Below are 23,155 nucleotides of genomic sequence, written 5' to 3' on the forward strand. Positions count from 1 at the left end.
CCTTGAACGCGAAAGATTGTGGATATGAACAGCCTCGACCTTCCAAAGGCGCCCGCCGATACGCGGGTCGTCGTCGCCATGTCCGGTGGCGTGGATTCCTCCGTGGTGGCCGGCCTTCTCAAGCGCGAGGGCTACGACGTCATCGGCATTACCTTGCAGCTCTATGATCACGGCGCCGCGGTAAAGCGCGCCGGTTCCTGCTGCGCCGGCCAGGACATTGCCGATGCGCGCCGCGTCGCCGATCGGCTCGGCATTCCCTATTACGTGCTCGACTATGAAAAGCGCTTCCGCGACGCGGTGATCAACCCGTTCATGGAAAGCTACGTGGCGGGCGAAACGCCGATCCCGTGCGTGGCCTGCAACCAGACGGTCAAGTTCGCCGACCTGCTGCAAACCGCGCGCGACCTCGGTGCCGATGCTCTGGCCACCGGGCACTATATCCGCTCGCGCCAGAACGGCGCGCATCGCGCGCTGCACCGTCCGGTCGATGCGGAGCGTGACCAGAGCTATTTCCTGTTTGCGACGACGCAGGAGCAGGTCGATTACCTGCGCTTCCCGTTGGGCGGCCTGTCCAAGCAGGAAACACGGGCGCTCGCGGCCGAAATGGGGCTCGAAATCGCCGCCAAGCCCGACAGCCAGGACATCTGCTTCGTGCCGCAGGGCAAGTATACGGATGTGATCGCGAAGCTGCGCCCGAATGCAGCGCTTGCCGGCGACATCGTGCACGTGGATGGGCGCGTGCTCGGCAGCCATGACGGGATCATCAACTACACGATCGGCCAGCGCCGGGGCTTGGGCGTGGCGACGGGAGAGCCGCTCTTCGTCGTTCACCTCGATGCCCGCTCGCGCCGCGTTGTGGTGGGCCCGCGCGAAGCGCTCGAAACGCGCCGCCTCATCCTGCGGGATATGAACTGGCTCGGCGACGGCGCGCTTGCCGAGATCCCGGCGGAAGGCCTCGAGTGCTTTGCCAAGGTGCGCTCGACCCGCCCGCCTGCGCCTGCACGGCTGACGCTGGAAAATGGCGGTGCAGTAGTGGAGCTGCTCGATGGTGAAACCGGCGTCGCCCCAGGGCAGGCCTGCGTGCTCTATTCGGCGCCGGGCAATGACGCCCGCGTTTACGGCGGCGGCTTCATCGAGCGCAGCGAACGCTCCCCCGCCGCCGAAGCGATGCTGAAGGCACTGATGCCAGGCGAGCACGCGCTCGCCTGACGCAAAAAGGGCGGCGAGCCTGCGCCGCCGCCCGATCAATCGATCCACGGAAATTCACGGCGCATTCTCGGCCTGTACCGAGATCTGCGGCCGTGCGCCTCGGCAAATGGTCGAGACACGCCCGACCACCATGTCGGAACAAGCGGGCTGGCTCAGCCGCCGAAGAAGCCGAAGCCCGTATTGCTGCTGGTCTGCGGCGTGCCGAGGTCGGAATAGAGGTTTCCGGCACCGGTTGCCGTCACGATGACCTTGGTGCCGACGCCGGCTCTTGCGTAGAGGTCGGTCACGTCTTCGTTCATCATGCGGATGCAGCCGGAGGACATGTTCTGGCCGATCGTCCAGGGCTGGTTGGTGCCGTGGATGCGGTAGATCGTGTCCTGTCCGCCGCGGTAGAGATACATGGCGCGTGCACCGAGCGGATTGTTCGGGCCACCTTCCATGTAGGCTGGAAGGATGTTGCCCTTGGCGCGCTCGCGTTCGCGCATGGCGGCCGGCGGCGTCCAGCCCGGCCACTCGGCCTTGCGGCCGATGCTGACGGTGCCGGACCAGCCGAAGCCGTCCTTGCCGACGCCGACGCCATAGCGCGTCGCCATGCCGTTGCCTTCGACGAAGTAGAGATATTTGGACGACGTATCGACGATGATCGTGCCCGGTCGCTCGCTGGTCTGGAACGCGACCTGGGTGCGCTGGAACTGCGGTGCGGGCATGTTCGGCTGGCTTGCGCGCGCCTGATAGGGCTGCGGTTCCGGAACCGCATGGGGGCTGCGCACGAACGCGCCGGCCGGAGCAGCAAGCGTCACGCCGATCGCCAATGCGACAACCGATTGGGTAAGCTTCATGGTGAACGACATTGGCGGTATCCCCAGCCTTTTGAGCAGCATCTGCACTTGAACGCACGATCTGCGTTCAAGTTGCATGACGCGCGAATATACCGCGTGATGGTTTATTTTCGGCTACAGAACCACCACGCGGGTGCCGACCGACACCCGCTCGTAGAGCTCCATGACATCCTCATTGCGCATGCGGATGCAGCCGGACGAGACGGCTTGGCCGATCGTGTAGGGCTGGTTCGTGCCATGGATGCGATAGAGCGTGGAGCCGAGATAGAGTGCGCGTGCGCCAAGCGGATTTTCCGGGCCGCCGGGCATGTGTGCCGGCAGGATGCGGCCCTTGGCACGTTCGCGCGCGATCATCTGCGCCGGCGGCGTCCAGCCCGGCCATTCCGCCTTGCGCGTCACCCTCTCGCTGCCGCGCCAGGAGAAACCTTCCTTGCCGACACCGACACCGTAGCGGCGCGCCTGGCCGCCTGCTTCCACATGATAGAGAAAGCGCTGGCTCGTATCGATGACGATGGTGCCGGGCGCGTGGCCGCCGGTATAAGCGACCGTCTGCGGCAGGAATTTCGGATCGAGCGTGCCGACCGGAGCCTGGACGGCCTGGCCTGCGGCCGACGCCTGCTGGACCTGGGGCTGGGCGCGCAAGCGGCGCGGCTCGGAGCGTTCCCGCGGAACCTGGACGGCAGCCGCATCGGGCAGGCGGCGGCGCTGGAACAGGCCGCGATTGGTGTGGACAGGTCCCGCACTGTGCAACTGCATGACCCAGGGGGCCGAAAGATCGGGGCTCAAGACCACGGGCGGCCGGGTGGCATAGCGGTCCTGCGCCTGGGTGGGCAGGCAGGCGGCAGCGCTGGCCAGCAGCGCGAACAGGCAGACGGTCGTCTTCATCGGTGATATCTCCAGCCGGAGGAAAAGTGCCTAAAACTGGAACGATCCTGGCACCGGCGTGATGACCAATGGTAAATCGGGTGGCGTTCGGGCGGGCTTCGCTCGATCGATCGCGCAAGACGGTTAGCGCCGGGTTGAGCGATGCGGTTAGCGGTGCGTTAAAGGGAGGAAGGCTGATGGAAATGGCGCGAGATGGACTGCTTGAGGGCGAGGACGGCCGCCCGCGCTGCTTTTGGCACGGCAATCTGCCGGACTACACCCATTACCACGATACGGAATGGGGCAGGCCGGTCGCCAACGACCAGCGCCTGTTCGAAAAGATCTGCCTGGAGGGGTTCCAGTCGGGCCTGTCCTGGCTGACGATCCTGCGCAAGCGCGAAAACTTCCGCAACGCGTTCGCCGGTTTCGATTTCGACAAAGTTGCCCGGTTCGATGACGAGGACATTGCGCGCCTCTTGGGCGATGCCGGCATTGTGCGCCATCGCGGAAAGATCGTCTCGACCATCAACAACGCCGCGCGCGCGATCGAGATGCGCGACGAGTTCGGATCGCTCGCCACCTATTTCTGGGCGCATGAGCCCGATGCGGCCAGCCGTCCGGCGCGGCTCGACCATGCGACGCTGATCGCCAACCCGACGACAGAGACCTCCAAGCGCCTTTCGAAGGACCTGAAGAAGCGCGGCTGGACCTTTGTCGGCCCGACCACCGTCTATGCCTTCATGCAGGCCATGGGCCTCGTCAACGACCACATCGAAGGCTGCTGCATGCGCGACGAGGTGGAGCGTGAACGGGCGGCGTTCGCCCGTCCGGCATAATCCAAATCTACGCCGGCAGCATCGGGTAGCGCTGCAGCGACCGAAAGCCCGCAAAGATGAAGAACACCAGGAGCAGGCCCTGCGCCAGCGCGAAAGGTTGTTCTGTGCCCGTCGGGGCCAGCGCGTTCAAGGCCGGCACCTTCTGGAAGGCCTGGACCACCAGCACGAAGCTGTTGAGGTAGAGCGCGATAAGCGCCGAGACGATGTAGGTCTCGCGCCAGTGCCCCGCTGCATGTTTCCAGTAACGGGCAATGATCGCCACCACGAGCACCACGGTGGATGCGATACCGACGCCAACGGCGGGTGTGATCGTGGCGATCGGAAACAGAAAGCCGGTAATCACGGTTGCGGCGGTCGAGATCAGGAACACTTCCGTCCAGTGCTCGCGGCGCCGTGCGGTCAGCCAGCCATGCAACACGACGAAGCCGGCGAGAATGCCGACCAGGCTCAGAACCAAATGAAAGAGGGTGAAAGGGGTCTTTCCGAATAGCGTGGAGATCACTCCTGTTCGATGACGCCGCGATCATACGCCTTCCCGTGGTAGTTGAGAAGCTGCTTAAGCACCGCCGCCCGCTCGAGCCACCAGCCTCGATTTGAGCCGTGCCAGCCGGTCATCCAGGCTTGCATCATGCGGGCGGCCTGAACTTGCGACAACCATTCCGATCCTTTAGGAACCGCGACTGAAAAGCTGAAGTCAAACGTGACGCATTCGTCGCCAGGTTCCCCATGTCCGATAAGAAGAAAAAGCCGCAGAAGCTGAAGGCCCGCTTGCCGCGCGGGTTCGGCGACCGTTCGCCCGCAGACATCCGCGCGACCGACGAGATGGTGGCGAAGATCAAGGCCGTCTATGAGCGCTACGGCTTCGACCCGGTCGAAACGCCGATGTTCGAATACACCGACGCGCTCGGCAAGTTCCTGCCCGACAGCGACCGGCCGAACGAGGGCGTGTTCTCGCTGACCGACGACGACGAGCAGTGGATGAGCCTGCGCTACGATCTGACTGCGCCGCTCGCCCGCCACGTCGCCGAGAACTTCAACGACATCCAGTTGCCCTACCGCACCTACCGTGCCGGCTGGGTGTTCCGCAACGAAAAGCCCGGCCCCGGCCGTTTCCGCCAGTTCATGCAGTTCGACGCCGACACGGTGGGCGCCCCGGGCGTCCAGGCCGACGCCGAGATGTGCATGATGATGGCCGACGTGATGGAAGCGCTGGGGATCAAGCGCGGTGACTACGTGATCCGCGTGAACAATCGCAAGGTGCTGGATGGCGTGCTGGAGGCCATCGGCCTCGGCGGCGACGAAAATGCCGAGCGCCGGCTGACGGTGCTGCGTGCGATCGACAAGCTGGACAAGTTCGGCGTCGAGGGTGTGCGGCAATTGCTGGGCGCAGGCCGCAAGGACGAGAGCGGAGATTTTACGAAGGGTGCTGGGCTGGATGAGGACAATATAGATCATTTGCTTTCGTTGTTTCGGATCGAAATTCAAACCGAAGCTTTCGCGCAGTATGTCGGTTCTAAAAATTCAGCCGCAGAAGGCAGGGTTGCTTTAAGGGAGAGAAATCGCGCCTCGATCAACTTGGCAGCGATGGAAAACGTTCTACGCAATGGTGAATCTGCTGGAATAGATGAGCTTCGTGATATGTGGGCGTTGTTTATTAGCTGCGGATACGACGACGGCCGCATCCGCATAGACCCATCCTGCGTCCGCGGTCTCGAATACTACACTGGCCCCGTCTTCGAAGCCGAATTGCTCGCCGAAATTCCCAACGAAAAGGGCGAGATCGTGCGTTTCGGCTCGGTTGGCGGCGGTGGGCGCTATGACGGGCTCGTCTCGCGCTTCATGGGTCAGCCGGTTCCGGCAACGGGCTTCTCCATCGGCGTGTCGCGCCTGATGACGGCGCTGAAGAACCTCGGCAAGCTCGGTCAGGATCAGGTGGCAGCCCCCGTGCTCGTCACCGTCATGGACCGCGACATCGAGGCGCTCGGCCGCTACCAGCGCTTTACGCAGGAACTGCGCAATGCAGGCATCCGGGCCGAGATGTTTCAGGGCAACCCGAAGAATTTCGGCAACCAGCTGAAATATGCCGACCGCCGCGATTGCCCCATCGCGATCATCCAGGGTGGAGACGAGCGCGCGCAGGGCGTCGTCCAGATCAAGGACCTGATCGAAGGCAAGCGCGCCTCGCAAGCGATCGAGGACAACGCCGCGTGGCGGGAAGCCCGCGTCGCGCAGGTCACTGTGCCGGAAAGCGAGCTGGTGGCCAAGGTGCGCGAAATGTTGGCGGTTCAAGCTGAAGACCAAGCTAAAGACCGGACGGGCGGCGCATGAGGGTTTCATGCCGCTCCTGAACCTGCCGGATTTTACCGATGCGCTGCTCAAGGATCTGGCCGGGCGTCGCACCGAATTGGTGACGATCCCGGTGATCCAGCCGGCAGCGCCCTTTCTCGATATGGCGGGGGAGGATCTGCGGCGGCGCATCTTCACGACGGAAAGCGAGACGGGCGAAGCGCTGTGCCTGCGGCCTGAATTCACGATCCCCGTCTGCATGGGCCACATTGAGGGCAATGCCGGCACGCCGAAGCGCTATGCCTATCTCGGCGAGGTCTTCCGGCAGCGCCGCGAAGGTCCGAACGAATTCTATCAGGCGGGCATCGAGGATCTCGGCGATCACGACGTGGCCGCAGCCGATGCGCGCGCCGTGTCGGATGCGCTGGAGGTGCTGCGGGCACTTCTCGCCAAAGATTCCGGCCTTGCGGTGACGATCGGCGATCAGACGGTGTTCGAGGCCGTGCTCGCCGCGCTCGGTCTGCCTGAGGGCTGGAAGCGGCGTCTCGTCCGCGCATTCGGCGATCGTTCCGCTCTCGACGCGATGCTGTCGTCCCTGTCGCGTGGAGAGGCGGGCAATGGATCGAGCGAGGCAAGCCGTCTCGTGGAAGCCAACGACCGGGCAGGGCTCGTCGCCCATATCGCCGACCTCATGGACGCGACCGGCTATTCCTCCAATGCCAGCCGCACGCCGGAAGAAATCGCCGACCGGCTTCTGGAAAAGCACCAATTGTCGGAAGCGCGGCTCGAAGCTCACGCCTTCTCCGTTCTGACGGAATTTTTGGCGCTCGACGTTGAACTTGCGGAAGCGCCTGCAGCCCTTGCCAGCTTCGCCGATGCCGCGGGGCTGGATCTGCGCGCCGCACTGTCGCGCTTCGACCACCGGGTGGCGGCGATCCGCAACCGAAGTGGCGACGTTTCGGCCATGCGCTATCGCGCCGCCTTTGGACGGCCGCTCGATTACTATACGGGCCTCATCTTCGAAATTGGCGCTGCGGGTCAGGTGCTTGCCGGCGGTGGGCGCTATGACCGCATGCTGACGCTTCTTGGCGCGGCGAAGCCCATTCCGGCCGTGGGCTTCTCGCTTTGGCTCGATCGGATCACTGCGGTGCGCCAGGCCGACGGCAAAGCCGGGGGTACGGCATGACGATCACGCTTGCGTTGCCCTCCAAGGGCCGGATGAAAGACGATGCCCTGGCGGCCTGCGCCAAGGCTGGCCTTGCCATCGAGATGGTGGGCAACGAGCGCTCTTATCGCGGCCGGGTCGTCGGCGATGACAGCATCGATGTCGCCTTTCTTTCCGCATCCGAGATCGCGCGCGAGCTGGGCAATGGCGGTGTCGATCTCGGCATCACCGGCGAAGATCTCGTGCGCGAAACGATCCCGGACGTCGCGCGGCGCGTGGCGATCGGGCCACGTCTCGGCTTCGGCCATGCGGATGTCATCGTTGCGGTGCCGGACATTTGGCTCGATGTGCAGACGATGGCCGATCTCGGCGACGTCGCCGCCGATTTCCGCCAGCGCCACAACCGAAGGCTGGCGATCGCCACGAAATACTGGCGCCTGACGCGCGATTTCTTTTCCGCCAAGCACGGCATCCAATTGTATCGGATCGTCGAAAGCCTGGGCGCTACCGAAGGGGCGCCGGCAGCCGGATCGGCCGACATCATCGTCGACATCACGTCCACTGGCTCGACGCTGAAGGCCAACCATCTGAAGGTGCTGGAAGACGGCGTCATCCTGCGATCCGAAGCCTGCCTCGTGCGCGCCCTGACCACCGAACCTGACCGCCGCGAAGCCGCCGAGGCTCTCGCCCGGCGCTTCGAACACTGACGCCGTTCCAAGCCTTGATCCCATAGAAAAGGCCGCTCTCCCGGGAGGGGGAGGCGGCCTTTTGGTGTGCCGGTCTGTCGGGGAAACGACCGGCAGGAGGGAACGGCTGGAGATCGGGGGAGGATGGCTGCCGTTCTGATGATCAATACGCGGCCTGATCGGAGCGGATCACTGACCCGCCCCGAAAAAATCATCGGCGACGGCCGTCGACCGAAAGGGTGCCGGGGCCGGTTGCAGCGAGCAGCAGGAAGCCGCCAGCAAGACCGAGATTCTTGAGGAACTGCGTCATCTGGTTCTGATCGGCGAAGTCGAAATGCGCGACGACGGCCGAGGCGACGCAGAATGCAGCCAGGGCGTAGGCAGCAAGGCGTGTCTGAAAACCGACGAGAACGAAGATGCCGCCGATCAGTTCAACGGCGATCGTTGCCCAGGCGAACAAGAGCGGTGCCGGGAAACCGAGCGAACCAAGATATCCGGCAAATCCGGCCGGGCCACCAGCAAGCTTGCCATAGCCGCCGGCGATGAAAAGAAGCGCGAGGAAAACGCGCGCGACGAGTACGAGAGTGCTGTTGGGCATGGGAGGTCCTTGAGATGCGGTTCAGCCTCCAATGACAGAAGTTCAGATCCTAACATAGATGAACGAACAACGACAGATCGTATCCCTGAAGTGAACACTGGGTCGCGCTAGCCGGGGCGCACCATGTCAGCGGGCTGAACCAAGCGGTCGTAATCTTCTGCCGCGACCTTGCCGCTCTTGATGGCTTCTTCTTTCAGCGTCGTCCCGTTCTTGTGCGCAGCTTTGGCGATCGCGGCAGCAGCGTCATAGCCGACGGTCGGTGCGAGCGCCGTGACCAGCATGAGAGAGCGCCCGACGAGATCGGCGATGTGATCGCGGTTGGCGGTGATGCCGGCAACGCAATTGTCGGCGAAGGAACGCATCGCATCCGTCAAAAGCCGGATCGAGCGCAGAACGTTGAAGGCGATGACGGGCTTGAACACGTTAAGCTCGAAATGGCCCTGGCTCGCGGCAAAACCGACAGCCGCATTGTTGCCGTGGATCTCAACCGCCACCATGGTCAGCGCTTCGGCCTGGGTGGGGTTGACCTTGCCCGGCATGATCGACGAGCCCGGCTCGTTCTCCGGCAGGGAGAGTTCGCCAAGACCGGACCGCGGGCCGGATCCCAAAAAGCGGATATCGTTTGCGATCTTGAAGAGATCGCCGGCCAGCGCGGCCAGCGAACCGTGGAAGTGGGCGAGCGCGCCGTGGGATGCGAGCGCCTCGAACTTGTTCGGCGCAGTCCGGAACGGAAGGCCGGTCAATTTTTCGACCTCGGCGGCAAAACGGGTGTCGAACCCTTCCGGTGCATTGAGACCGGTGCCGACGGCGGTGCCGCCTTGCGCCAGAAGCATCACGTCATTGAGCGATGTCTCGATCTGGTGGCGGGCACGCACGAGTGCCGCATGGTAGCCGGAAAATTCCTGGCCCAGCGTCAGCGGCGTCGCATCCTGCGTGTGGGTGCGGCCGATCTTCACGATATCGTCGAACTCGGCGGCCTTTGCACCGATCGCCCCTGCCAGATGGTCGAGAGCTGGGATGAGCGCCTTGCGCGTTTCTACAGCGGCGGCGATGTGCATGGCTGTCGGAAACGTGTCGTTCGACGACTGGCTCATATTGACGTGGTCGTTCGGGTGAACCGGCGTCTTCGAGCCAAGCGTCCCGCCAAGCAATTCGATCGCCCGGTTCGAGATCACCTCATTGGCGTTCATGTTGGACTGCGTGCCGGAACCGGTCTGCCAGACCACCAGGGGAAACTCGTCGTCGAACTTGCCGGCGGCAACTTCGGCGGCGGCGCGCACGATCGTCTTGCCAATCGCCGGATCAAGCCGGCCAAGCGCCATATTCGTCTCCGCCGCGGCCTGCTTGACGGTGCCGAGCGCGTGTACGAGAGGCGCAGGCATCCGCTCCCCGCCGATCTTGAAGTTCATGAGCGAGCGTTCGGTCTGCGCGCCCCAGTAACGGTCATTGGCAACGTCGATGGCGCCAAACGTGTCGGTTTCCGTGCGGGTGGCGGTCATGCCGTCTCCTTATTGCTCATGGCGTGGGCTTGTCTGGAAATGGGGGCAGGCGACCGGCATGACAACCGGAGAGGCTCCGCCACGCCGCTTCAACTGCCGAACAGCTGCTGGATCGTCTGGGTTATGGCGAGTGTGCAGATGACGACACCGACCGCGCGCAGAAGGACCTTCTCCGGGATGTGGCGGACCATCCAGCCGGCAAGCGGCGCTGCCATCAGGCCACCGACGATCAGTCCGGCGATGGAGGCAAGATGGTTGGAAAGATCGCCCGCATCCTCCCAATGGCCGGTGATGAGCGCGATGAGGAAGGCCAGCGACACCGAAAGGGTGATCAGGAACTCGCTCGCATTCACGGTGCCGATCACATAGCGCGGCGCGCCGCCGGCTCCCAGAAGGCCGGTCGTCACGATCGGCCCCCAGCCGCCACCGCCCGAGGCATCGAGAAAGCCGCCCGTGAGGCCGAGCGGCGCCACCAGCTTGCCGCTGACCGGCTTGCTCGGAAGCTTGCGGAAGGAGCGAACGAAGATCCAGACGCCCAGGGCGGCCAGATAGGTGGTGATGAAGGGCTTGATCGCCGATCCGTCGATCGAGGTCAGCACATAGGCTCCGGTCACGCCGCCGAGAATGCCGAAGGGAGCGAGCCGGGCAAAAAGTTTCCAGTCGATGTTGCGGTGATAGAGGTGTGCGCTGCCAGACGCAGCGGTGGTGAAGAGTTCTGCAGCGTGGACGGATGCGGAAACCTGGGCAGGCGGCAGGCCGACGCCGAGCAGCACGGTGGAGGAGATGACACCATAAGCCATGCCAAGCGCGCCATCGACTGCCTGTGCGAGGAAGCCGACGAGAGCGAAAGTGAAAAAGTCGAGCACCTGGTATCTCCAGCCTGAGGTCGCCGGACATTAGGGCTGCCGACCGCTTCCCGAAAGCACCACAATTGCGTCGTCGCGGCATCGCGGCGAACAGCTTTGCGCCATGAACCCTTCCCGCGCAATCGCGGCTCGCGCTTCGCCATGAACGGTGCGTTATCGTTGCCGGGTCTGGCAATGCCTCAAGGAGAGACCACCTATTGCCTGACAGTTCGTCGATAAAAAACAAGCAAGGAGCTTCACCTGATGCGGCAGCTTTCAGATTTTCCGATCACCGAGCGGTGGCCGGCCACGAAACCGGATGCGATCCAACTCTATTCCTTCGCCACGCCCAACGGCGTCAAAGTGTCGATCGCATTGGAGGAACTGGGGCTTTCTTACGAGGCGCATCTGGTTCGCATCGGAAAGGATGATCAAAAGACGGACGCATTCCTGTCGCTCAACCCCAACGGCAAGATCCCCGCGATCATCGACCCGAACGGCCCTGGCGGCGAGCCGATCGGCCTCTTTGAATCGGGTGCAATCCTTCAGTATCTTGCAGAAAAAACCGGAAGGCTCCTGCCGCAGGATCCCGCAAGGCGCATCGAGACGCTGCAATGGGTCTATTTCCAGATGGGCGGCGTTGGGCCGATGTTCGGCCAGTTCGGGCATTTCTACAAATTCGCCGCCGACAAGGTGAAGGATCCTTATCCGGTCGAGCGCTACGGCAACGAAGCGCGGCGCCTGTTGTCGGTGCTGGAAACCCGGCTTAAGTCCCGCACCTTCGTGATGGGCGACGATTACACCATCGCCGACATCGCACTCTTTCCCTGGGTCCGCACGCTCGACCTCTTCTACGGGGCGAAGGACCATCTGAAGCTCGCGGAATTTCCGGCCGTGATGGCGTGGCTCGATCGCTGCATGAGCCGCCCCGCCAGCCAAACGGGCTTCAAGATCCCGGCTGCCGACTGATGCAGAGTTGTGCGTCTGCGCTCGGTTTATACTGCCGCAGTAACACAATCGTAGGTAAGCGCAGGCCAGATAGCTGAGAGAGGGCAGGTGGGGCTGCCCTCCCATGGCTTCTGGGGGCCGAAAGCTTATGATTGAGTTGATCGCCAAGGTCATCTTCGGTGTTAACGCGACGATGCTGTTGGTGCTCGCCGCCGTCTATTTCGTAGCGGGCTTCAGGCGACAGGAGCGCTACTGGACGTCCTGGTGGCTGTCGAGCCTCATTCTCGGCATCGGTCTTGCGGCCTTTATCGTTCAGGATCTTCTGCCGCGAAGCATCGGGGTTCTGCTTCCCAACCTCATGCTCATTCTCGGCTTTGGCCTGCGCTGGCGGGCGGCGCGGGAATTCTCCGGTCGCGCCGTCTCCAATCTCGTCGTGATCGGACCTGCTGCAGTTTTCTTGCTGCTTTGCCTGCTGCCGCCTTTCGTCAATGCGTACGGCATCGTCTACACGCTGGTGAACATCGCACTGACGATGCTTGCGGTCCTCACCGCCTGGGAATTCTTTCGCGATCATCAGGACCGGCTGTGGTCCCGTTATGGTCTCGCATTCGCCTATTGTCTGATCAGCCTGTCCTTCACTCTGCGAGTCGTGCAAGGCCTCGTCGAGGGCAGTTCGATGCTCAACACAGTGCCGCGGGATCTGGCACTTCTCGCCCACCTTATCGTTTCCACGGTCTACATCACCGCATCCGGCACCTTCGCGCTGTCGCTGGCCTATGAGCGCAATGCCGCCGAACTGAAGAAAGCGGCTTCCCACGATTTCCTGACCGGGCTTCTCAACCGCGGCGCCTTTGAGCAGAAATTGCGGGCCCGTTGCGCCGCTGGTGGCGCGAAGCCCTTTGCGCTTGCGCTTCTGGACATCGACCATTTCAAGGCGATCAACGACCAGCACGGCCATGCCGCCGGCGATGCGGTACTGCGCACCTGTGCCAGAATATTCCGGGACCACGCGCGCGAAGGCGATCTCGTTGCCCGCGTCGGGGGCGAGGAGTTCGCGCTGTTCTTCGAAGCGTCGAACAGAAGTGACGCCGAGCGGCGCCTCTCACGCCTGATCGAAGCGATCGCCCAATGCACGATGGGCTACGGCGGGCGCGCGATCCGGGTCACCATCTCGGCCGGCATGCTCCATTGTGACGATGCCGCCGACTTCGACACGGTCGTCGCTCAAGCCGACCGACTGCTCTACAAGGCCAAGAGCAACGGTCGCAATCGGGCCGAGACGCTCGCCGCCTGACGGCCGATCAACGGCTGAACGCGAAGAGCTTGGCGTCGGGATCCGGTTGACCGGCGATTTCTGCGGAGACGATTTCGGCGGCGATCTTCGAAAATGTGATCCCGTTGCCACCGAACCCCATAACCGCGAATGTGTGCTTCATCTCCGGCACGAGCCCGATGAGCGGCAAGCCGTCGCTCGTCGTGCCGAATGCCGCCGCCCAAGCAGCATCATGTGCCCCGATCTTCATGCCGAGCAAGGCTTCAACCTTCCTGGTGATCGTGGTGGCCTTGGCCTTCAGTTTCTTGGGATCGGCAAAGGCCTCGCCGTCGTCTTCGTCCTCTCCGCCCACGATCAGTCGCCGGTCCCGGGTCGAGCGGAAGTAGAGATAGGGGTCGGAGCCCTCCCAAACGAGATGGTCCGGCAGCCAGTCCGGCAGCGTCAGTCCGGGGGCGGAAGCGAGGGCCCAGGTCGACACGACATCGTGGTTCTGGCTGGCGAGCGTTTCGAGGAATTCATATCCCGTGCAGAAGATGGCGTGGCGGGCTTCGATCAGGCTGCCGTCGCTGGTGGCGAGCACCACGCCATCGCTCGTTTCGCGCAGATCGGTGATCTCGATGCCTTCGACGAGCCCGGCGCCTCGCTTGAAGGCCTCGCGCAAAAAGCCCGCAGCCATCTGTGCGGGATTGCCCGATGCGGATGCATCGCTGACGATGCCAGCCTCGCGATCCAGACCGAATTGTGCCGCGACCTCGTCGCGGTCGAGCAACTCCGCGCCGAGGCCGGCTTTCTTGCGTGCATCGTATTCCTTGGCGAGCGCATCGGCGTCGAACTCGTCACCCGACAGATAGAGCGTCTTCTTGCGCTTCATGCTGCAGGAGATGCCGCGTTTCTCGACCCGATCGGCCAGCGCATCCACCGATGACGCCGAGCGACGCCATACACGGTTCGCTTTCGCCGCACCGATCATGCCGGACAGCTTGTGCAGCGGAACGTCGATCTCGTGCTGGATCATGGCGGTGGAGGCCATCGTGCTGCCGTGGACGGCGCGTCTGCGATCGACCACCAAAACCGACCGCTTGCCGTCTGCGAGTGCGTCGGCCATCAGCGCGCCGCTGATGCCTGCCCCGATGATGACAACATCGAAGTGACGCACCGGCACCGCCTTGCGAGACAAGAGCTTGATGCGCGGTGACTGCGCCCACAGGGGTTCCGCCTCGCGCAGATCGCGTTGGCGCGTCAGAGTGTCGTCGGCCATGAAAAGGTTGCCAGGGAGAATGAGGAAGTATCGCCCACAATGGCCCGAGCCGCGTTTGGTTCCGCAGGATTTTTGCAGCAAGACGGGGCGAGTTTGCGCCCCGGAAATGTTCATCGCGGCGCCCACAATCCGGTGCCGCGATGAACGGGATCACAAGTGGAATCAGGAGGCTTTGGCAAGCGGGGCGCTGGCTTCCTCGTCACGGGCTGCCTTCAGGGCCTGGCCCCACCAGGCGAGTTGACCGAGCATCGTCTTGGCCGCATCGACGAGGTGCGCGAAATCCGAGATCTGCTTCTCGCCTTTGACGATGGCGAGATATTCCGGGAAGAGAATATGCGTGCCGGTCTTGACCGACGCCATTTCCATTTCGACCGCGATCTGGCGAAGCTGCTCGACCGCGCGCGCACCGCCAACGCCACCATAACCGACGAATGCGACGGGCTTGCGGACCCACGCGCCGTGGTCGATTGCGTTCTTCAGAACCGCGGTCGGAGCATGGTTGTACTCGGCAGCGGTGAAGATGTAGGCGTCGAATTCCTGAACCTTCGCCTTGAACTTGGCGGCCGTTTCGCTCTGTTCCGTGGTCGCTGCCGGATCACCGTAGAAGGCCATCGGATAATCCTTCAGGTCGATGACTTCCACCTCGAAAGCACCGTCCGCCTTGGCGAGGTCGGCGACCCAGTGCGCCGGCTTTTCGGCAAAGCGGCCTTCGCGTGTGCTGCCGATGACGACGGCGAGTTTGAGCTTGCTCATTTCCAGTATCCTTAAGTGCGCTGGTAACCAATGGTGACTGGCTCTATATCTGTCACCTGAGGTCCATTCTTCAAGGAGGCACTTTGATGAAACCTGCTCACCCCGACGTAACCTGCGGGCAAGCCGCAGCGCCCTTTGAAGTATCGGACGCCTGCCGGCCGGTGAACGCGATCCTGGCCCGCATCGGCGACAAATGGTCCGTGCTCGTCGTCAGCTATCTGGGCAACGGCACGATGCGGTTTTCCGAATTGCGGCGGGCGATCGATGGCATTTCGCAGAAGATGCTGACGACGACGCTGCGTGGCCTCGAACGCGATGGCTATGTGACCCGTGCGGTGACGCCGACCATCCCTCCCCGCGTGGATTACGCACTCACCGATCTCGGCCGCGAACTGCTCGTGCCGCTGCGCGCGCTGGGGGAATGGGCGGTTGCGAACCGGGAACGTGTCGAGGCAGCCCAGGCGCGCTTTGACGCCGAGAATGGCGAAACCTCCAAAATCCGGTTCGGCTGAAACATCTCTAACGAAAAAGGGCGACCCGAAGGCCGCCCTCGTCAATTATCGGCAGGTGATGCCGACACGCCTCTGGCGTGTCTTACATCATGCCCATGCCGCCCATGCCACCCATGTCCGGCATGCCGCCGCCACCGCCAGCAGACTCCTTCTTCGGAGCTTCGGCGATCATGGCTTCGGTCGTGACGAGCAGGCCGGCAACCGAGGCTGCGTCCTGAAGTGCGGTGCGAACGACCTTGACCGGGTCGACGATACCCATGGCGATCATGTCGCCATATTCGCCGGTCTGGGCGTTGTAGCCGAAGTTGTCGTCGTTCTTGTCGAGGATCTTGCCGACAACGATGGAAGCTTCTTCACCAGCGTTCTCGACGATCTGGCGGGCCGGAGCCTGCAGAGCGCGACGCACGATGTTGACGCCAGCTTCCTGGTCGGAGTTCTCGCCCTTGACGGAGAGGTTCGACGATGCGCGCAGGAGAGCGACGCCACCGCCAGGCACGATGCCTTCCTGGACAGCTGCACGCGTTGCGTTCAGCGCGTCGTCGATGCGGTCCTTGCGCTCCTTGACTTCGACTTCCGTCGAGCCGCCGACGCGGATGACAGCAACACCACCGGCGAGCTTGGCCAGGCGCTCCTGGAGCTTCTCGCGGTCGTAGTCCGAAGAGGTTTCTTCGATCTGCTGCTTGATCTGGGCAACACGGCCTTCGATTTCGGCCTTCTGGCCGGCACCGTCGACAACCGTCGTGTTTTCCTTGGTGATCGAGACCTTCTTGGCGCGGCCGAGCATGTCGAGGGTAACATTCTCGAGCTTGATGCCGATGTCTTCGGAGATCACCTGGCCACCAGTCAGGATCGCGATGTCTTCGAGCATGGCCTTGCGGCGGTCGCCGAAGCCAGGTGCCTTGACGGCAGCGATCTTGAGGCCGCCACGCAGCTTGTTGACGACGAGCGTTGCAAGAGCTTCGCCTTCGACGTCTTCAGCGATGATGACGAGCGGCTTGCCCGACTGAACGACGGCTTCCAGAACCGGGAGCATCGCCTGCAGGTTGGACAGCTTCTTTTCGTGGAGAAGGATGTAGGCGTCGTCGAGTTCGGCGACCATCTTTTCCGGGTTGGTCACGAAGTAGGGCGACAGGTAGCCGCGGTCGAACTGCATGCCTTCGACGACTTCGAGTTCGGTTTCGGCGGTCTTGGCTTCTTCGACGGTGATGACGCCTTCGTTGCCGACGCGCTGCATGGCTTCTGCGATGTCTTCGCCAACCTGCTTGTCGCCATTGGCGGAGATGGTGCCGACCTGTGCGACTTCAGCCGAAGTGTTGATCGGCTTGGCAGCAGCTGCCAGCTTCTCGACGACTTCCTTGACGGCGAGATCGATGCCGCGCTTCAGGTCCATCGGGTTCATGCCGGCGGCAACGGCCTTGTTGCCTTCCTTGACGATGGCGGCAGCGAGAACGGTTGCAGTCGTGGTGCCGTCGCCGGCGACGTCGTTGGTCTTCGAAGCAACTTCGCGGACCATCTGGGCGCCCATGTTCTCGAACTTGTCTTCAAGTTCGATTTCCTTGGCAACCGATACGCCGTCCTTCGTGATGCGCGGTGCGCCGAAGGACTTTTCGATGACGACGTTGCGGCCCTTGGGACCGAGCGTGACCTTGACGGCATCAGCGAGGATGTCGACGCCGCGCAGCATGCGCTCACGCGCGCTGCGGCCAAATTTTACTTCCTTAGCAGCCATTGTAGAACTCCCGGGCTATGCCCTGATTGGATGCATTGAATGGGGTCGAATGGACGTCGGCTCAGCCGATGATGCCCATGATGTCGGCTTCCTTCATGATCAGAAGGTCTTCGCCGCCGATCTTGACTTCCGTGCCCGACCACTTGCCGAAGAGCACGCGATCGCCAACCTTGACGTCGAGCTCGACGAGCTTGCCGCTCTCGTCACGAGCGCCGGAGCCGACGGCGACGATTTCGCCTTCCTGCGGCTTTTCCTTGGCGGTGTCCGGAATGATGATTCCGCCTGCAGTCTTCTGTTCGGATTCGACGCGCTTGACGACGACGCGGTCGTGCAGCGGACGGAAATTGGTGCTTGTCATTGTCTTACCCTCGGTCGAATGACATGAGATTGCGCAGCCTCGGTGAAGCCGCGCTGGGGAGTTAGCACTCACACTGGGGGAGTGCTAACTGGGGGCGGAGATAGGCGTGGCCCGACGGACTGTCAAGGCATTTGCCAAGGCACGACGTTTGAACCCGGCGCCCTCGATCCCCCTTGTTTTCCCGTGCGGTCTGCGCGATGTCACCCGCGAGCCCATCGTTTCTCAGAGTTCACAGTGCGGAGCATCAGCGCCCCTATGGTTCAGCAAATCGAAAATCTCGCGAGCCTTCATCCGGCCTACGATGCGGTTTTGTCGGATGTGTGGGGCGTGCTGCACAATGGCGTCGTGGCATGGCCCGATGCCTGCGAGGCACTTAGCCGGGCGCGCGCGGATGGGCTTTCGGTCGTGCTGATCACCAACTCGCCGCGCCCGCACAAGGAAGTCATCCTGCAGCTGGACGGCATCGGCGTGCCGCGGGGCGCCTATGATCGCATCGTAACGTCCGGCGATGTCACGCGAAAGCTCATCGAAGCCGGTCCGAAGAAGGTCTTCTTTCTCGGCCTCGACCGCGACCTGACGCTGCTCGAGGGCCTCGGTGTCGAAGTCGTTGACAGGGACGAGGCGCAGGCCGTGGTCTGCACCGGCCCCTATGACGACGAGAACGACAAGCCCGACGACTATCGCGACATGTTCGCGCCCTGGGTCGAGCGCGGCGTCCCGTTCATCTGCGCCAACCCCGACCTCATCGTGGAACGCGGCGACAGGCTCGTTCTCTGTGCCGGCGCGCTCGCTGCCGTCTACGCGGAGATGGGCGGCGAAACGCGCATCACCGGCAAGCCCTATCCCGCCATGTACGATGCCGCGCTGGCATTCGTTTCGGAACTCAAGCCCGATGTGGCCGCGCCGCGCGCGATCGCCATCGGCGATGGGCTGCCGACCGATGTGAAGGGCGCCCAGGATTACGGCCTCGACCTGCTCTATATCGCCAACGGCATCCACGCGCGGGATTATGCGGATGGTGGACGCATCGATGCGGGCCGGCTCGCTTCCTTCCTGGAAGACAATTCCGCACGGCCGCACTACTGGATGCCCGCGCTCGGATGAGGTGGGGCGGATGAACCCGAGCGGTCACGAACGAGCCTTCGTCACGGCGGTGCTGCGGCCGGGCGAGCCCGTCGCATCCGCGCTGCATGGCGCGGTGGTTGCGATCGGTAATTTCGATGGCGTCCATCGGGGTCATCAGGCGGTGCTGTGCGAAGCGCTCGAAAAGGGCGTAGAATTGGGATGTGCGACAATCGTGCTGACCTTCGAGCCGCATCCCCGCAGTTTCTTCAAGCCGGCAGAACCGGTGTTTCGACTGACGCCATCGCCGCTGCGCGCGAAACTGCTGGAACTTTCCGGCTGCGACGGCGTGGTGGAATGCACCTTCGACAAAGACTTCGCAGCACAGACGGCGCAGGAATTCGTCGAGACAATCCTCGTCGATCAACTCGGCGCCCGCCATGTGGTCACCGGTCACGACTTCCATTTCGGCAAGGGCCGCCAGGGCGGACCGGCCTTTCTCGCAAGCGCCGGCGACAAGGCGGGCTTCGGTGTCACGCTCGTCGAGGCCTTTGCGGATGAAAACGGCGACATCGTTTCATCAAGCCGCATCCGATCTGCTTTGGCCGAGGGCGACGTGGCATTGGCTGCAGGCCTGCTCGGCTACCGGTTCCAGGTGCAGGGGACGGTCATCGGCGGCAAGCAGCTTGGCCGCACGCTCGGCTATCCGACCGCCAATATGGTCTTGCCGCCGGAGGCGACGCTTGCGCCCGGCATCTATGCGGTGCGGTTCAGGCGAGCCGACGGGACGCTTTACGATGGCGTTGCAAGCTACGGGTACCGGCCAACGGTCACGTCGACGGGCGAGCCGCTGCTGGAAACCTACGTTTTCGATTTCTCGGGCGATCTCTATGGCGAGCTCTGCTCGGTGACCCTGTTCGGCTATCTCCGTCCGGAATTGAAATTCGACGGTCTCGACGAACTGGTCGTGCAGATGCGCCGCGACGAGGAAGAGGCGCGGGCGCTTCTTTCATCGGTGCGACCGCTCGGGATCATCGACAAAGCTCTGAATTTTTGAGCCGGTAACCCTCTTTCAGAAAGCGCTTTATTCGCTGGGCGTCGCTTGATAGAAGCGGCGCCATGTCGAGCGATAATGCGCACAGATTGCTGCGAATTACGGGCCCGGCTTTTCGCGCGCACGCTTGAAAGGCGAAGCGCCGAAGGGCCGGGTAGCGCGGCATGCGTCTCTGCCTGAAGGGAAGCACCCTTCACCATGGCGGCAGGCGTCGATCTTCCCAGTCTCGATCGAAAGACGGACAGCCGGATCCAGGCGACCGGCAACGCACGAAAAGCGGACATCATGAACGACCAGGCGACGACTAGCGCAGAAGCGATGGACTATTCCACGACGCTCTATCTGCCGCAGACCGAATTTCCCATGCGCGCGGGCCTTCCCCAGAAGGAGCCCGAACTCGTCAAGCGCTGGCAGGAGATGCAGCTTTACCGCAAGCTTCGCGAAGCGGGCGCAGGGCGTGACAAATTCGTGCTGCATGACGGCCCGCCCTATGCCAACGGCAACATCCATATCGGCCATGCGCTGAACAAGATCCTGAAGGACGTGATCACGCGTTCGTTTCAGATGCGCGGGCGCGACGCCAACTACGTGCCCGGCTGGGACTGCCATGGCTTGCCGATCGAATGGAAGATCGAGGAGCAGTATCGCGCCAAGGGCCTCGACAAGGACAAGGTGCCGGTCAACGAGTTCCGCCAGGAATGCCGCGACTTCGCCGCCCACTGGATCGCGGTTCAGACAGAAGAGTTCAAGCGCCTCGGCATCGAGGGCGATTTCGATCAGCCCTATACGACGATGAACTTCCACGCCGAAGCGCGCATCGCCGGCGAGCTGATGAAGATCGCGAAGTCGGGCCAGCTCTACCGAGGCTCCAAGCCGATCATGTGGTCGGTGGTCGAGCGAACCGCGCTGGCCGAGGCCGAAGTGGAATATCAGGACTACGAAAGCGATACGGTCTGGGTGAAATTCCCGATCGTACAGGCCGCAGCACCGGCCCGCACGGCGGTCGACGTCGGGGCTGACGGTCATCTGAAGGGCCCGTCCGAGGCCGAGATCGCCGACCGCGCGTCGGACTCGTCGGATCTTCTGGGCGCTGCTATCGTCATCTGGACCACCACGCCCTGGACCATGCCCGGCAACCGGGCGATCTCGTATTCGTCGCGCGTTGCCTATGCGCTTTACGAAGTGTCGGCAGCCGAGAACGATTTCGGACCGCAGCCTGGCGACAAGGTCGTCTTCGCCGAAACGCTGGCCGAAGATTGCGCCGCCAAGGCAAAGATCACCCTGAGCAAGCTGCGCCCGGTCTCCGCCGCCGAGCTTGAAGGCACGGTCTGCGCACACCCTCTGAAGGGCTTCGGCGGTGGTTATGAATTCGCCGTGCCGCTTCTCGCCGGCGATCACGTCACCGACGATGCGGGTACGGGCTTCGTTCACACCGCGCCCGGCCACGGGCGCGAAGACTTTGACGTGTGGATGGACTACGCCCGCGAACTCGAAGCGCGCGGCATTTCCTCGAAAATCCCGTTCACCGTGGACGATGGCGGCTTCTACACGGCTGACGCACCGGGCTTCGGGCCCGAAGCGGAAGGCGGCGCTGCCCGCGTCATTGACGACAAGGGCAAGAAGGGCGATGCCAACAAGCGCGTGATCGAGGCGCTGATCGCCGCGAACAACTTGTTTGCGCGCGGCCGGCTGAAGCACACCTATCCGCATTCGTGGCGCTCCAAGAAGCCGGTGATCTTCCGCAACACGCCGCAATGGTTCGTCCATATGGACAAGGCGTTCGAGGATGGTTCGACGCTGCGCACCCGCGCCGTCACCGCCATCGACCAGACCCGCTTCGTGCCGGGTGCCGGTCAGAACCGTCTGCGCGCCATGATCGAGGATCGTCCGGACTGGGTGCTGTCCCGTCAGCGCGCCTGGGGCGTACCGATAGCGATCTTCGCCGACGACCAGGGCGAAATCCTTGTCGACGATGAGGTCAACGCCCGCATCCTCGAAGCCTTCGAGGCGGAAGGTGCCGATGCCTGGTTCGCCCAAGGCGCCAAGGAACGCTTCCTCGGCAACGATCACGATCATGACCGCTGGCACCTCGTGAAAGATATTCTCGACGTGTGGTTCGATTCCGGATCGACCCACAGCTTCACGCTCGAGGATCGCCCGGATCTGAAATGGCCGGCCGACGTCTATCTCGAAGGCTCCGACCAGCATCGGGGCTGGTTCCATTCCTCGCTGCTCGAAAGCTGCGCCACGCGTGGTCGCGCCCCCTACGACACCGTCGTCACCCATGGTTTCACCATGGACGAGAAGGGCGAGAAGATGTCGAAGTCGAAGGGCAACACCGTCACACCGCAGGAAGTGATGAGCCAGTCGGGCGCCGATATTCTCCGGCTTTGGGTGATGACCACGGATTACGGCGAGGACCAGCGTCTCGGCAAGGCGATCATCCAGACCAACATCGACGCCTACCGCAAGCTGCGCAATTCCATTCGCTGGATGCTCGGCACGCTCGCCCATGACGAGGGCGAGGATGTCGCGCTGCACGACATGCCCGAACTGGAGCGGCTGATGCTGCACCGGCTGACGGAGCTCGATCGCGTGGTGCGCAAGGGCTACGACGATTTCGATTTCAAGCGCATCTCGCGCGCCCTGATCGATTTCGCCAATGTGGAACTGTCGGCCTTCTATTTCGACATCCGCAAGGACGCGCTCTATTGCGACGCGCCGTCGAGCCTGCGCCGCAAGGCATCGCTGCACGTCATCCGCCAGATCTTTGACTGCCTGGTCACCTGGATGGCGCCGATGCTGCCCTTCACGATGGAAGAGGCGTGGCTGTCGCGCGATCCGTCCAAGACATCGGTGCATCTGGAGCAGTTCCCGCGGCTTGCCGTCGACTGGGAAAACGAGGTGCTTGCCGCCAAGTGGAAGAAGATCCGCACCGTCCGCCGCGTCGTCACCGGCGCGCTGGAAGTGGAGCGCCGCGAAAAGCGCATCGGCTCGTCGCTCGAAGCCGCACCGGTCGTCTATGTCGACGATCCGGCGCTCTTGAACGCGCTGGACGGCCTCGATTTCTCCGAGATCTGCATCACGTCGGGCATCGAGCTCGTTGCCGGCAAGGGACCGGACGACGCGTTCCGCCTGGATGATGTGGCGAGCGTCGCGGTCGTGCCACGTGAAGCGAGCGGGCGCAAATGCGCGCGCTCCTGGCGCATCACCAACGATGTCGGTTCCGATCCTGCCTATCCGGATGTGTCGGCGCGCGATGCGGCGGCGCTGAAGGAACTGGCGCAACTCGGCCGCCTCTAGGGGCGGTCGGATTGCTCAAGCATTAACTATTCGCTATGACCGTGCCCGGAAATGGTCGGATTCTTGACGCATGGGCGA

General features: G+C 63.1%; 22 protein-coding genes. 11 read left to right on the forward strand and 11 right to left on the reverse strand.

Annotation, left to right across the window (positions count from 1 at the left end):
* The first annotated feature begins 24 nt into the window (after positions 1–24).
* Positions 25–1,209 (forward strand): MnmA/TRMU family protein, encoded by a 1,185-nt coding sequence (gene mnmA, locus QQL76_RS08960; RefSeq protein WP_499207328.1) that lies wholly within the window; start codon positions 25–27, stop codon positions 1,207–1,209.
* A gap of 152 nt (positions 1,210–1,361) precedes the next feature.
* Here mnmA and QQL76_RS08965 read toward each other — a convergent pair whose 3' ends face one another.
* Both QQL76_RS08965 and QQL76_RS08970 read right to left on the reverse strand, forming a co-directional pair.
* On the reverse strand, positions 1,362–2,060 hold the full coding sequence (locus QQL76_RS08965) for a L,D-transpeptidase (RefSeq protein WP_499207329.1): 699 nt from the start codon (positions 2,058–2,060) through the stop codon (positions 1,362–1,364).
* A 102-nt stretch (positions 2,061–2,162) separates the two neighbouring features.
* Positions 2,163–2,933 carry a L,D-transpeptidase gene (locus QQL76_RS08970; protein ID WP_499207330.1) on the reverse strand — a complete coding sequence of 257 codons (771 nt, stop codon included), beginning with the start codon at positions 2,931–2,933 and terminating at the stop codon, positions 2,163–2,165.
* 182 nt (positions 2,934–3,115) lie between these two features.
* Here QQL76_RS08970 and QQL76_RS08975 point away from each other — a divergent pair, with 182 nt between their 5' ends.
* The gene (locus QQL76_RS08975; RefSeq protein WP_499208341.1) at positions 3,116–3,748 is read left to right on the forward strand and encodes a DNA-3-methyladenine glycosylase I; all 633 of its coding nucleotides are present in this window, start codon (positions 3,116–3,118) and stop codon (positions 3,746–3,748) included.
* Positions 3,749–3,755: 7 nt separating this feature from the next.
* Here the strand turns inward: QQL76_RS08975 and QQL76_RS08980 are convergent, their stop codons facing one another.
* Positions 3,756–4,250 carry a hypothetical protein gene (locus QQL76_RS08980; protein ID WP_499207331.1) on the reverse strand — a complete coding sequence of 165 codons (495 nt, stop codon included), beginning with the start codon at positions 4,248–4,250 and terminating at the stop codon, positions 3,756–3,758.
* The gene (locus QQL76_RS08985; protein WP_499207332.1) at positions 4,247–4,402 is read right to left on the reverse strand and encodes a hypothetical protein; all 156 of its coding nucleotides are present in this window, start codon (positions 4,400–4,402) and stop codon (positions 4,247–4,249) included. The genes QQL76_RS08980 and QQL76_RS08985 overlap by 4 nt, the downstream gene beginning before the upstream one ends.
* A 72-nt stretch (positions 4,403–4,474) precedes the next feature.
* Between QQL76_RS08985 and hisS the strand changes: the two genes are divergently transcribed.
* Genes hisS through hisG form a run of 3 tightly spaced genes read left to right on the forward strand, consistent with a single transcriptional unit; the run spans position 4,475 to position 7,906 of the window.
* A complete protein-coding gene (gene hisS / locus QQL76_RS08990) occupies positions 4,475–6,076 on the forward strand; it encodes a histidine--tRNA ligase (protein ID WP_499207333.1) in 1,602 nt (533 codons plus the stop codon).
* A gap of 7 nt (positions 6,077–6,083) precedes the next feature.
* Positions 6,084–7,220, forward strand: coding sequence for an ATP phosphoribosyltransferase regulatory subunit (locus QQL76_RS08995; RefSeq protein ID WP_499207334.1), 1,137 nt, complete (start codon positions 6,084–6,086; stop codon positions 7,218–7,220).
* Positions 7,217–7,906: an ATP phosphoribosyltransferase gene (gene hisG, locus QQL76_RS09000; RefSeq protein WP_499207335.1), complete on the forward strand. Its 690-nt coding sequence runs from the start codon at positions 7,217–7,219 to the stop codon at positions 7,904–7,906. Before QQL76_RS08995 ends, hisG begins: the two co-directional genes overlap by 4 nt.
* Positions 7,907–8,096: 190 nt before the next feature.
* Here the strand turns inward: hisG and QQL76_RS09005 are convergent, their stop codons facing one another.
* The 3 genes from QQL76_RS09005 to QQL76_RS09015 form a co-directional block, all read right to left on the reverse strand.
* Complete coding sequence (locus QQL76_RS09005) at positions 8,097–8,483, reverse strand: DoxX family protein (RefSeq protein WP_126011669.1); 387 nt, start codon at positions 8,481–8,483, stop codon at positions 8,097–8,099.
* Positions 8,484–8,590: 107 nt separating this feature from the next.
* Positions 8,591–9,982 (reverse strand): class II fumarate hydratase, encoded by a 1,392-nt coding sequence (gene fumC / locus QQL76_RS09010; protein ID WP_499207336.1) that lies wholly within the window; start codon positions 9,980–9,982, stop codon positions 8,591–8,593.
* An 89-nt stretch (positions 9,983–10,071) separates the two neighbouring features.
* Complete coding sequence (locus QQL76_RS09015) at positions 10,072–10,848, reverse strand: sulfite exporter TauE/SafE family protein (protein WP_499207337.1); 777 nt, start codon at positions 10,846–10,848, stop codon at positions 10,072–10,074.
* Between the two features lie 243 nt (positions 10,849–11,091).
* Here QQL76_RS09015 and QQL76_RS09020 point away from each other — a divergent pair, with 243 nt between their 5' ends.
* Together QQL76_RS09020 and QQL76_RS09025 are read left to right on the forward strand one after the other, a co-directional pair.
* On the forward strand, positions 11,092–11,796 hold the full coding sequence (locus QQL76_RS09020; RefSeq protein WP_499207338.1) for a glutathione S-transferase family protein: 705 nt from the start codon (positions 11,092–11,094) through the stop codon (positions 11,794–11,796).
* Between the two features lie 127 nt (positions 11,797–11,923).
* Complete coding sequence (locus QQL76_RS09025; RefSeq protein WP_499207339.1) at positions 11,924–13,069, forward strand: GGDEF domain-containing protein; 1,146 nt, start codon at positions 11,924–11,926, stop codon at positions 13,067–13,069.
* Positions 13,070–13,076: 7 nt separating this feature from the next.
* Here the strand turns inward: QQL76_RS09025 and QQL76_RS09030 are convergent, their stop codons facing one another.
* Both QQL76_RS09030 and QQL76_RS09035 read right to left on the reverse strand, forming a co-directional pair.
* Positions 13,077–14,306 (reverse strand): NAD(P)/FAD-dependent oxidoreductase, encoded by a 1,230-nt coding sequence (locus tag QQL76_RS09030; RefSeq protein ID WP_499207340.1) that lies wholly within the window; start codon positions 14,304–14,306, stop codon positions 13,077–13,079.
* A gap of 162 nt (positions 14,307–14,468) precedes the next feature.
* Complete coding sequence (locus tag QQL76_RS09035) at positions 14,469–15,059, reverse strand: NADPH-dependent FMN reductase (RefSeq protein ID WP_499207341.1); 591 nt, start codon at positions 15,057–15,059, stop codon at positions 14,469–14,471.
* Between the two features lie 86 nt (positions 15,060–15,145).
* Here QQL76_RS09035 and QQL76_RS09040 point away from each other — a divergent pair, with 86 nt between their 5' ends.
* Positions 15,146–15,571 carry a winged helix-turn-helix transcriptional regulator gene (locus QQL76_RS09040; protein ID WP_499207342.1) on the forward strand — a complete coding sequence of 142 codons (426 nt, stop codon included), beginning with the start codon at positions 15,146–15,148 and terminating at the stop codon, positions 15,569–15,571.
* 82 nt (positions 15,572–15,653) lie between these two features.
* Here QQL76_RS09040 and groL read toward each other — a convergent pair whose 3' ends face one another.
* Together groL and groES are read right to left on the reverse strand one after the other, a co-directional pair.
* On the reverse strand, positions 15,654–17,300 hold the full coding sequence (groL, locus tag QQL76_RS09045) for a chaperonin GroEL (protein WP_499207343.1): 1,647 nt from the start codon (positions 17,298–17,300) through the stop codon (positions 15,654–15,656).
* Between the two features lie 61 nt (positions 17,301–17,361).
* Positions 17,362–17,658: a co-chaperone GroES gene (groES, locus tag QQL76_RS09050; protein WP_499207344.1), complete on the reverse strand. Its 297-nt coding sequence runs from the start codon at positions 17,656–17,658 to the stop codon at positions 17,362–17,364.
* A 255-nt stretch (positions 17,659–17,913) separates the two neighbouring features.
* Between groES and QQL76_RS09055 the strand changes: the two genes are divergently transcribed.
* The 3 genes from QQL76_RS09055 (at position 17,914) to ileS (ending at position 23,077) form a co-directional block, all read left to right on the forward strand.
* Positions 17,914–18,762: an HAD family hydrolase gene (locus QQL76_RS09055; RefSeq protein ID WP_499207345.1), complete on the forward strand. Its 849-nt coding sequence runs from the start codon at positions 17,914–17,916 to the stop codon at positions 18,760–18,762.
* Between the two features lie 10 nt (positions 18,763–18,772).
* The gene (locus QQL76_RS09060; protein ID WP_499207346.1) at positions 18,773–19,777 is read left to right on the forward strand and encodes a bifunctional riboflavin kinase/FMN adenylyltransferase; all 1,005 of its coding nucleotides are present in this window, start codon (positions 18,773–18,775) and stop codon (positions 19,775–19,777) included.
* Between the two features lie 282 nt (positions 19,778–20,059).
* Entirely contained in the window at positions 20,060–23,077 is a 3,018-nt protein-coding gene (gene ileS / locus QQL76_RS09065; protein WP_499208342.1) for an isoleucine--tRNA ligase, read from the forward strand.
* Positions 23,078–23,155: the final 78 nt, after the last annotated feature.

The sequence above is a fragment of the Rhizobium albus genome, from assembly GCA_030160035.1.
GTDB lineage: Bacteria > Pseudomonadota > Alphaproteobacteria > Rhizobiales > Rhizobiaceae > Georhizobium > Georhizobium albus.

Coding starts and splice junctions, on each gene's coding strand:
- QQL76_RS09005 (WP_126011669.1), bottom strand. CDS start 8,483: ATGCCCAACAGCACTCTCGTACTCGTCGCGCGCGTTTTCCTCGCGCTT.
- QQL76_RS09025 (WP_499207339.1), top strand. CDS start 11,924: ATGATTGAGTTGATCGCCAAGGTCATCTTCGGTGTTAACGCGACGATG.
- QQL76_RS09055 (WP_499207345.1), top strand. CDS start 17,914: ATGGTTCAGCAAATCGAAAATCTCGCGAGCCTTCATCCGGCCTACGAT.
- QQL76_RS09020 (WP_499207338.1), top strand. CDS start 11,092: ATGCGGCAGCTTTCAGATTTTCCGATCACCGAGCGGTGGCCGGCCACG.
- groL (WP_499207343.1), bottom strand. CDS start 17,300: ATGGCTGCTAAGGAAGTAAAATTTGGCCGCAGCGCGCGTGAGCGCATG.
- QQL76_RS08995 (WP_499207334.1), top strand. CDS start 6,084: ATGCCGCTCCTGAACCTGCCGGATTTTACCGATGCGCTGCTCAAGGAT.
- hisS (WP_499207333.1), top strand. CDS start 4,475: ATGTCCGATAAGAAGAAAAAGCCGCAGAAGCTGAAGGCCCGCTTGCCG.
- groES (WP_499207344.1), bottom strand. CDS start 17,658: ATGACAAGCACCAATTTCCGTCCGCTGCACGACCGCGTCGTCGTCAAG.
- QQL76_RS09060 (WP_499207346.1), top strand. CDS start 18,773: ATGAACCCGAGCGGTCACGAACGAGCCTTCGTCACGGCGGTGCTGCGG.
- hisG (WP_499207335.1), top strand. CDS start 7,217: ATGACGATCACGCTTGCGTTGCCCTCCAAGGGCCGGATGAAAGACGAT.
- QQL76_RS09030 (WP_499207340.1), bottom strand. CDS start 14,306: ATGGCCGACGACACTCTGACGCGCCAACGCGATCTGCGCGAGGCGGAA.
- QQL76_RS08970 (WP_499207330.1), bottom strand. CDS start 2,933: ATGAAGACGACCGTCTGCCTGTTCGCGCTGCTGGCCAGCGCTGCCGCC.
- ileS (WP_499208342.1), top strand. CDS start 20,060: ATGAACGACCAGGCGACGACTAGCGCAGAAGCGATGGACTATTCCACG.
- QQL76_RS08965 (WP_499207329.1), bottom strand. CDS start 2,060: ATGTCGTTCACCATGAAGCTTACCCAATCGGTTGTCGCATTGGCGATC.
- QQL76_RS09035 (WP_499207341.1), bottom strand. CDS start 15,059: ATGAGCAAGCTCAAACTCGCCGTCGTCATCGGCAGCACACGCGAAGGC.
- fumC (WP_499207336.1), bottom strand. CDS start 9,982: ATGACCGCCACCCGCACGGAAACCGACACGTTTGGCGCCATCGACGTT.
- QQL76_RS08975 (WP_499208341.1), top strand. CDS start 3,116: ATGGCGCGAGATGGACTGCTTGAGGGCGAGGACGGCCGCCCGCGCTGC.
- QQL76_RS09040 (WP_499207342.1), top strand. CDS start 15,146: ATGAAACCTGCTCACCCCGACGTAACCTGCGGGCAAGCCGCAGCGCCC.
- mnmA (WP_499207328.1), top strand. CDS start 25: ATGAACAGCCTCGACCTTCCAAAGGCGCCCGCCGATACGCGGGTCGTC.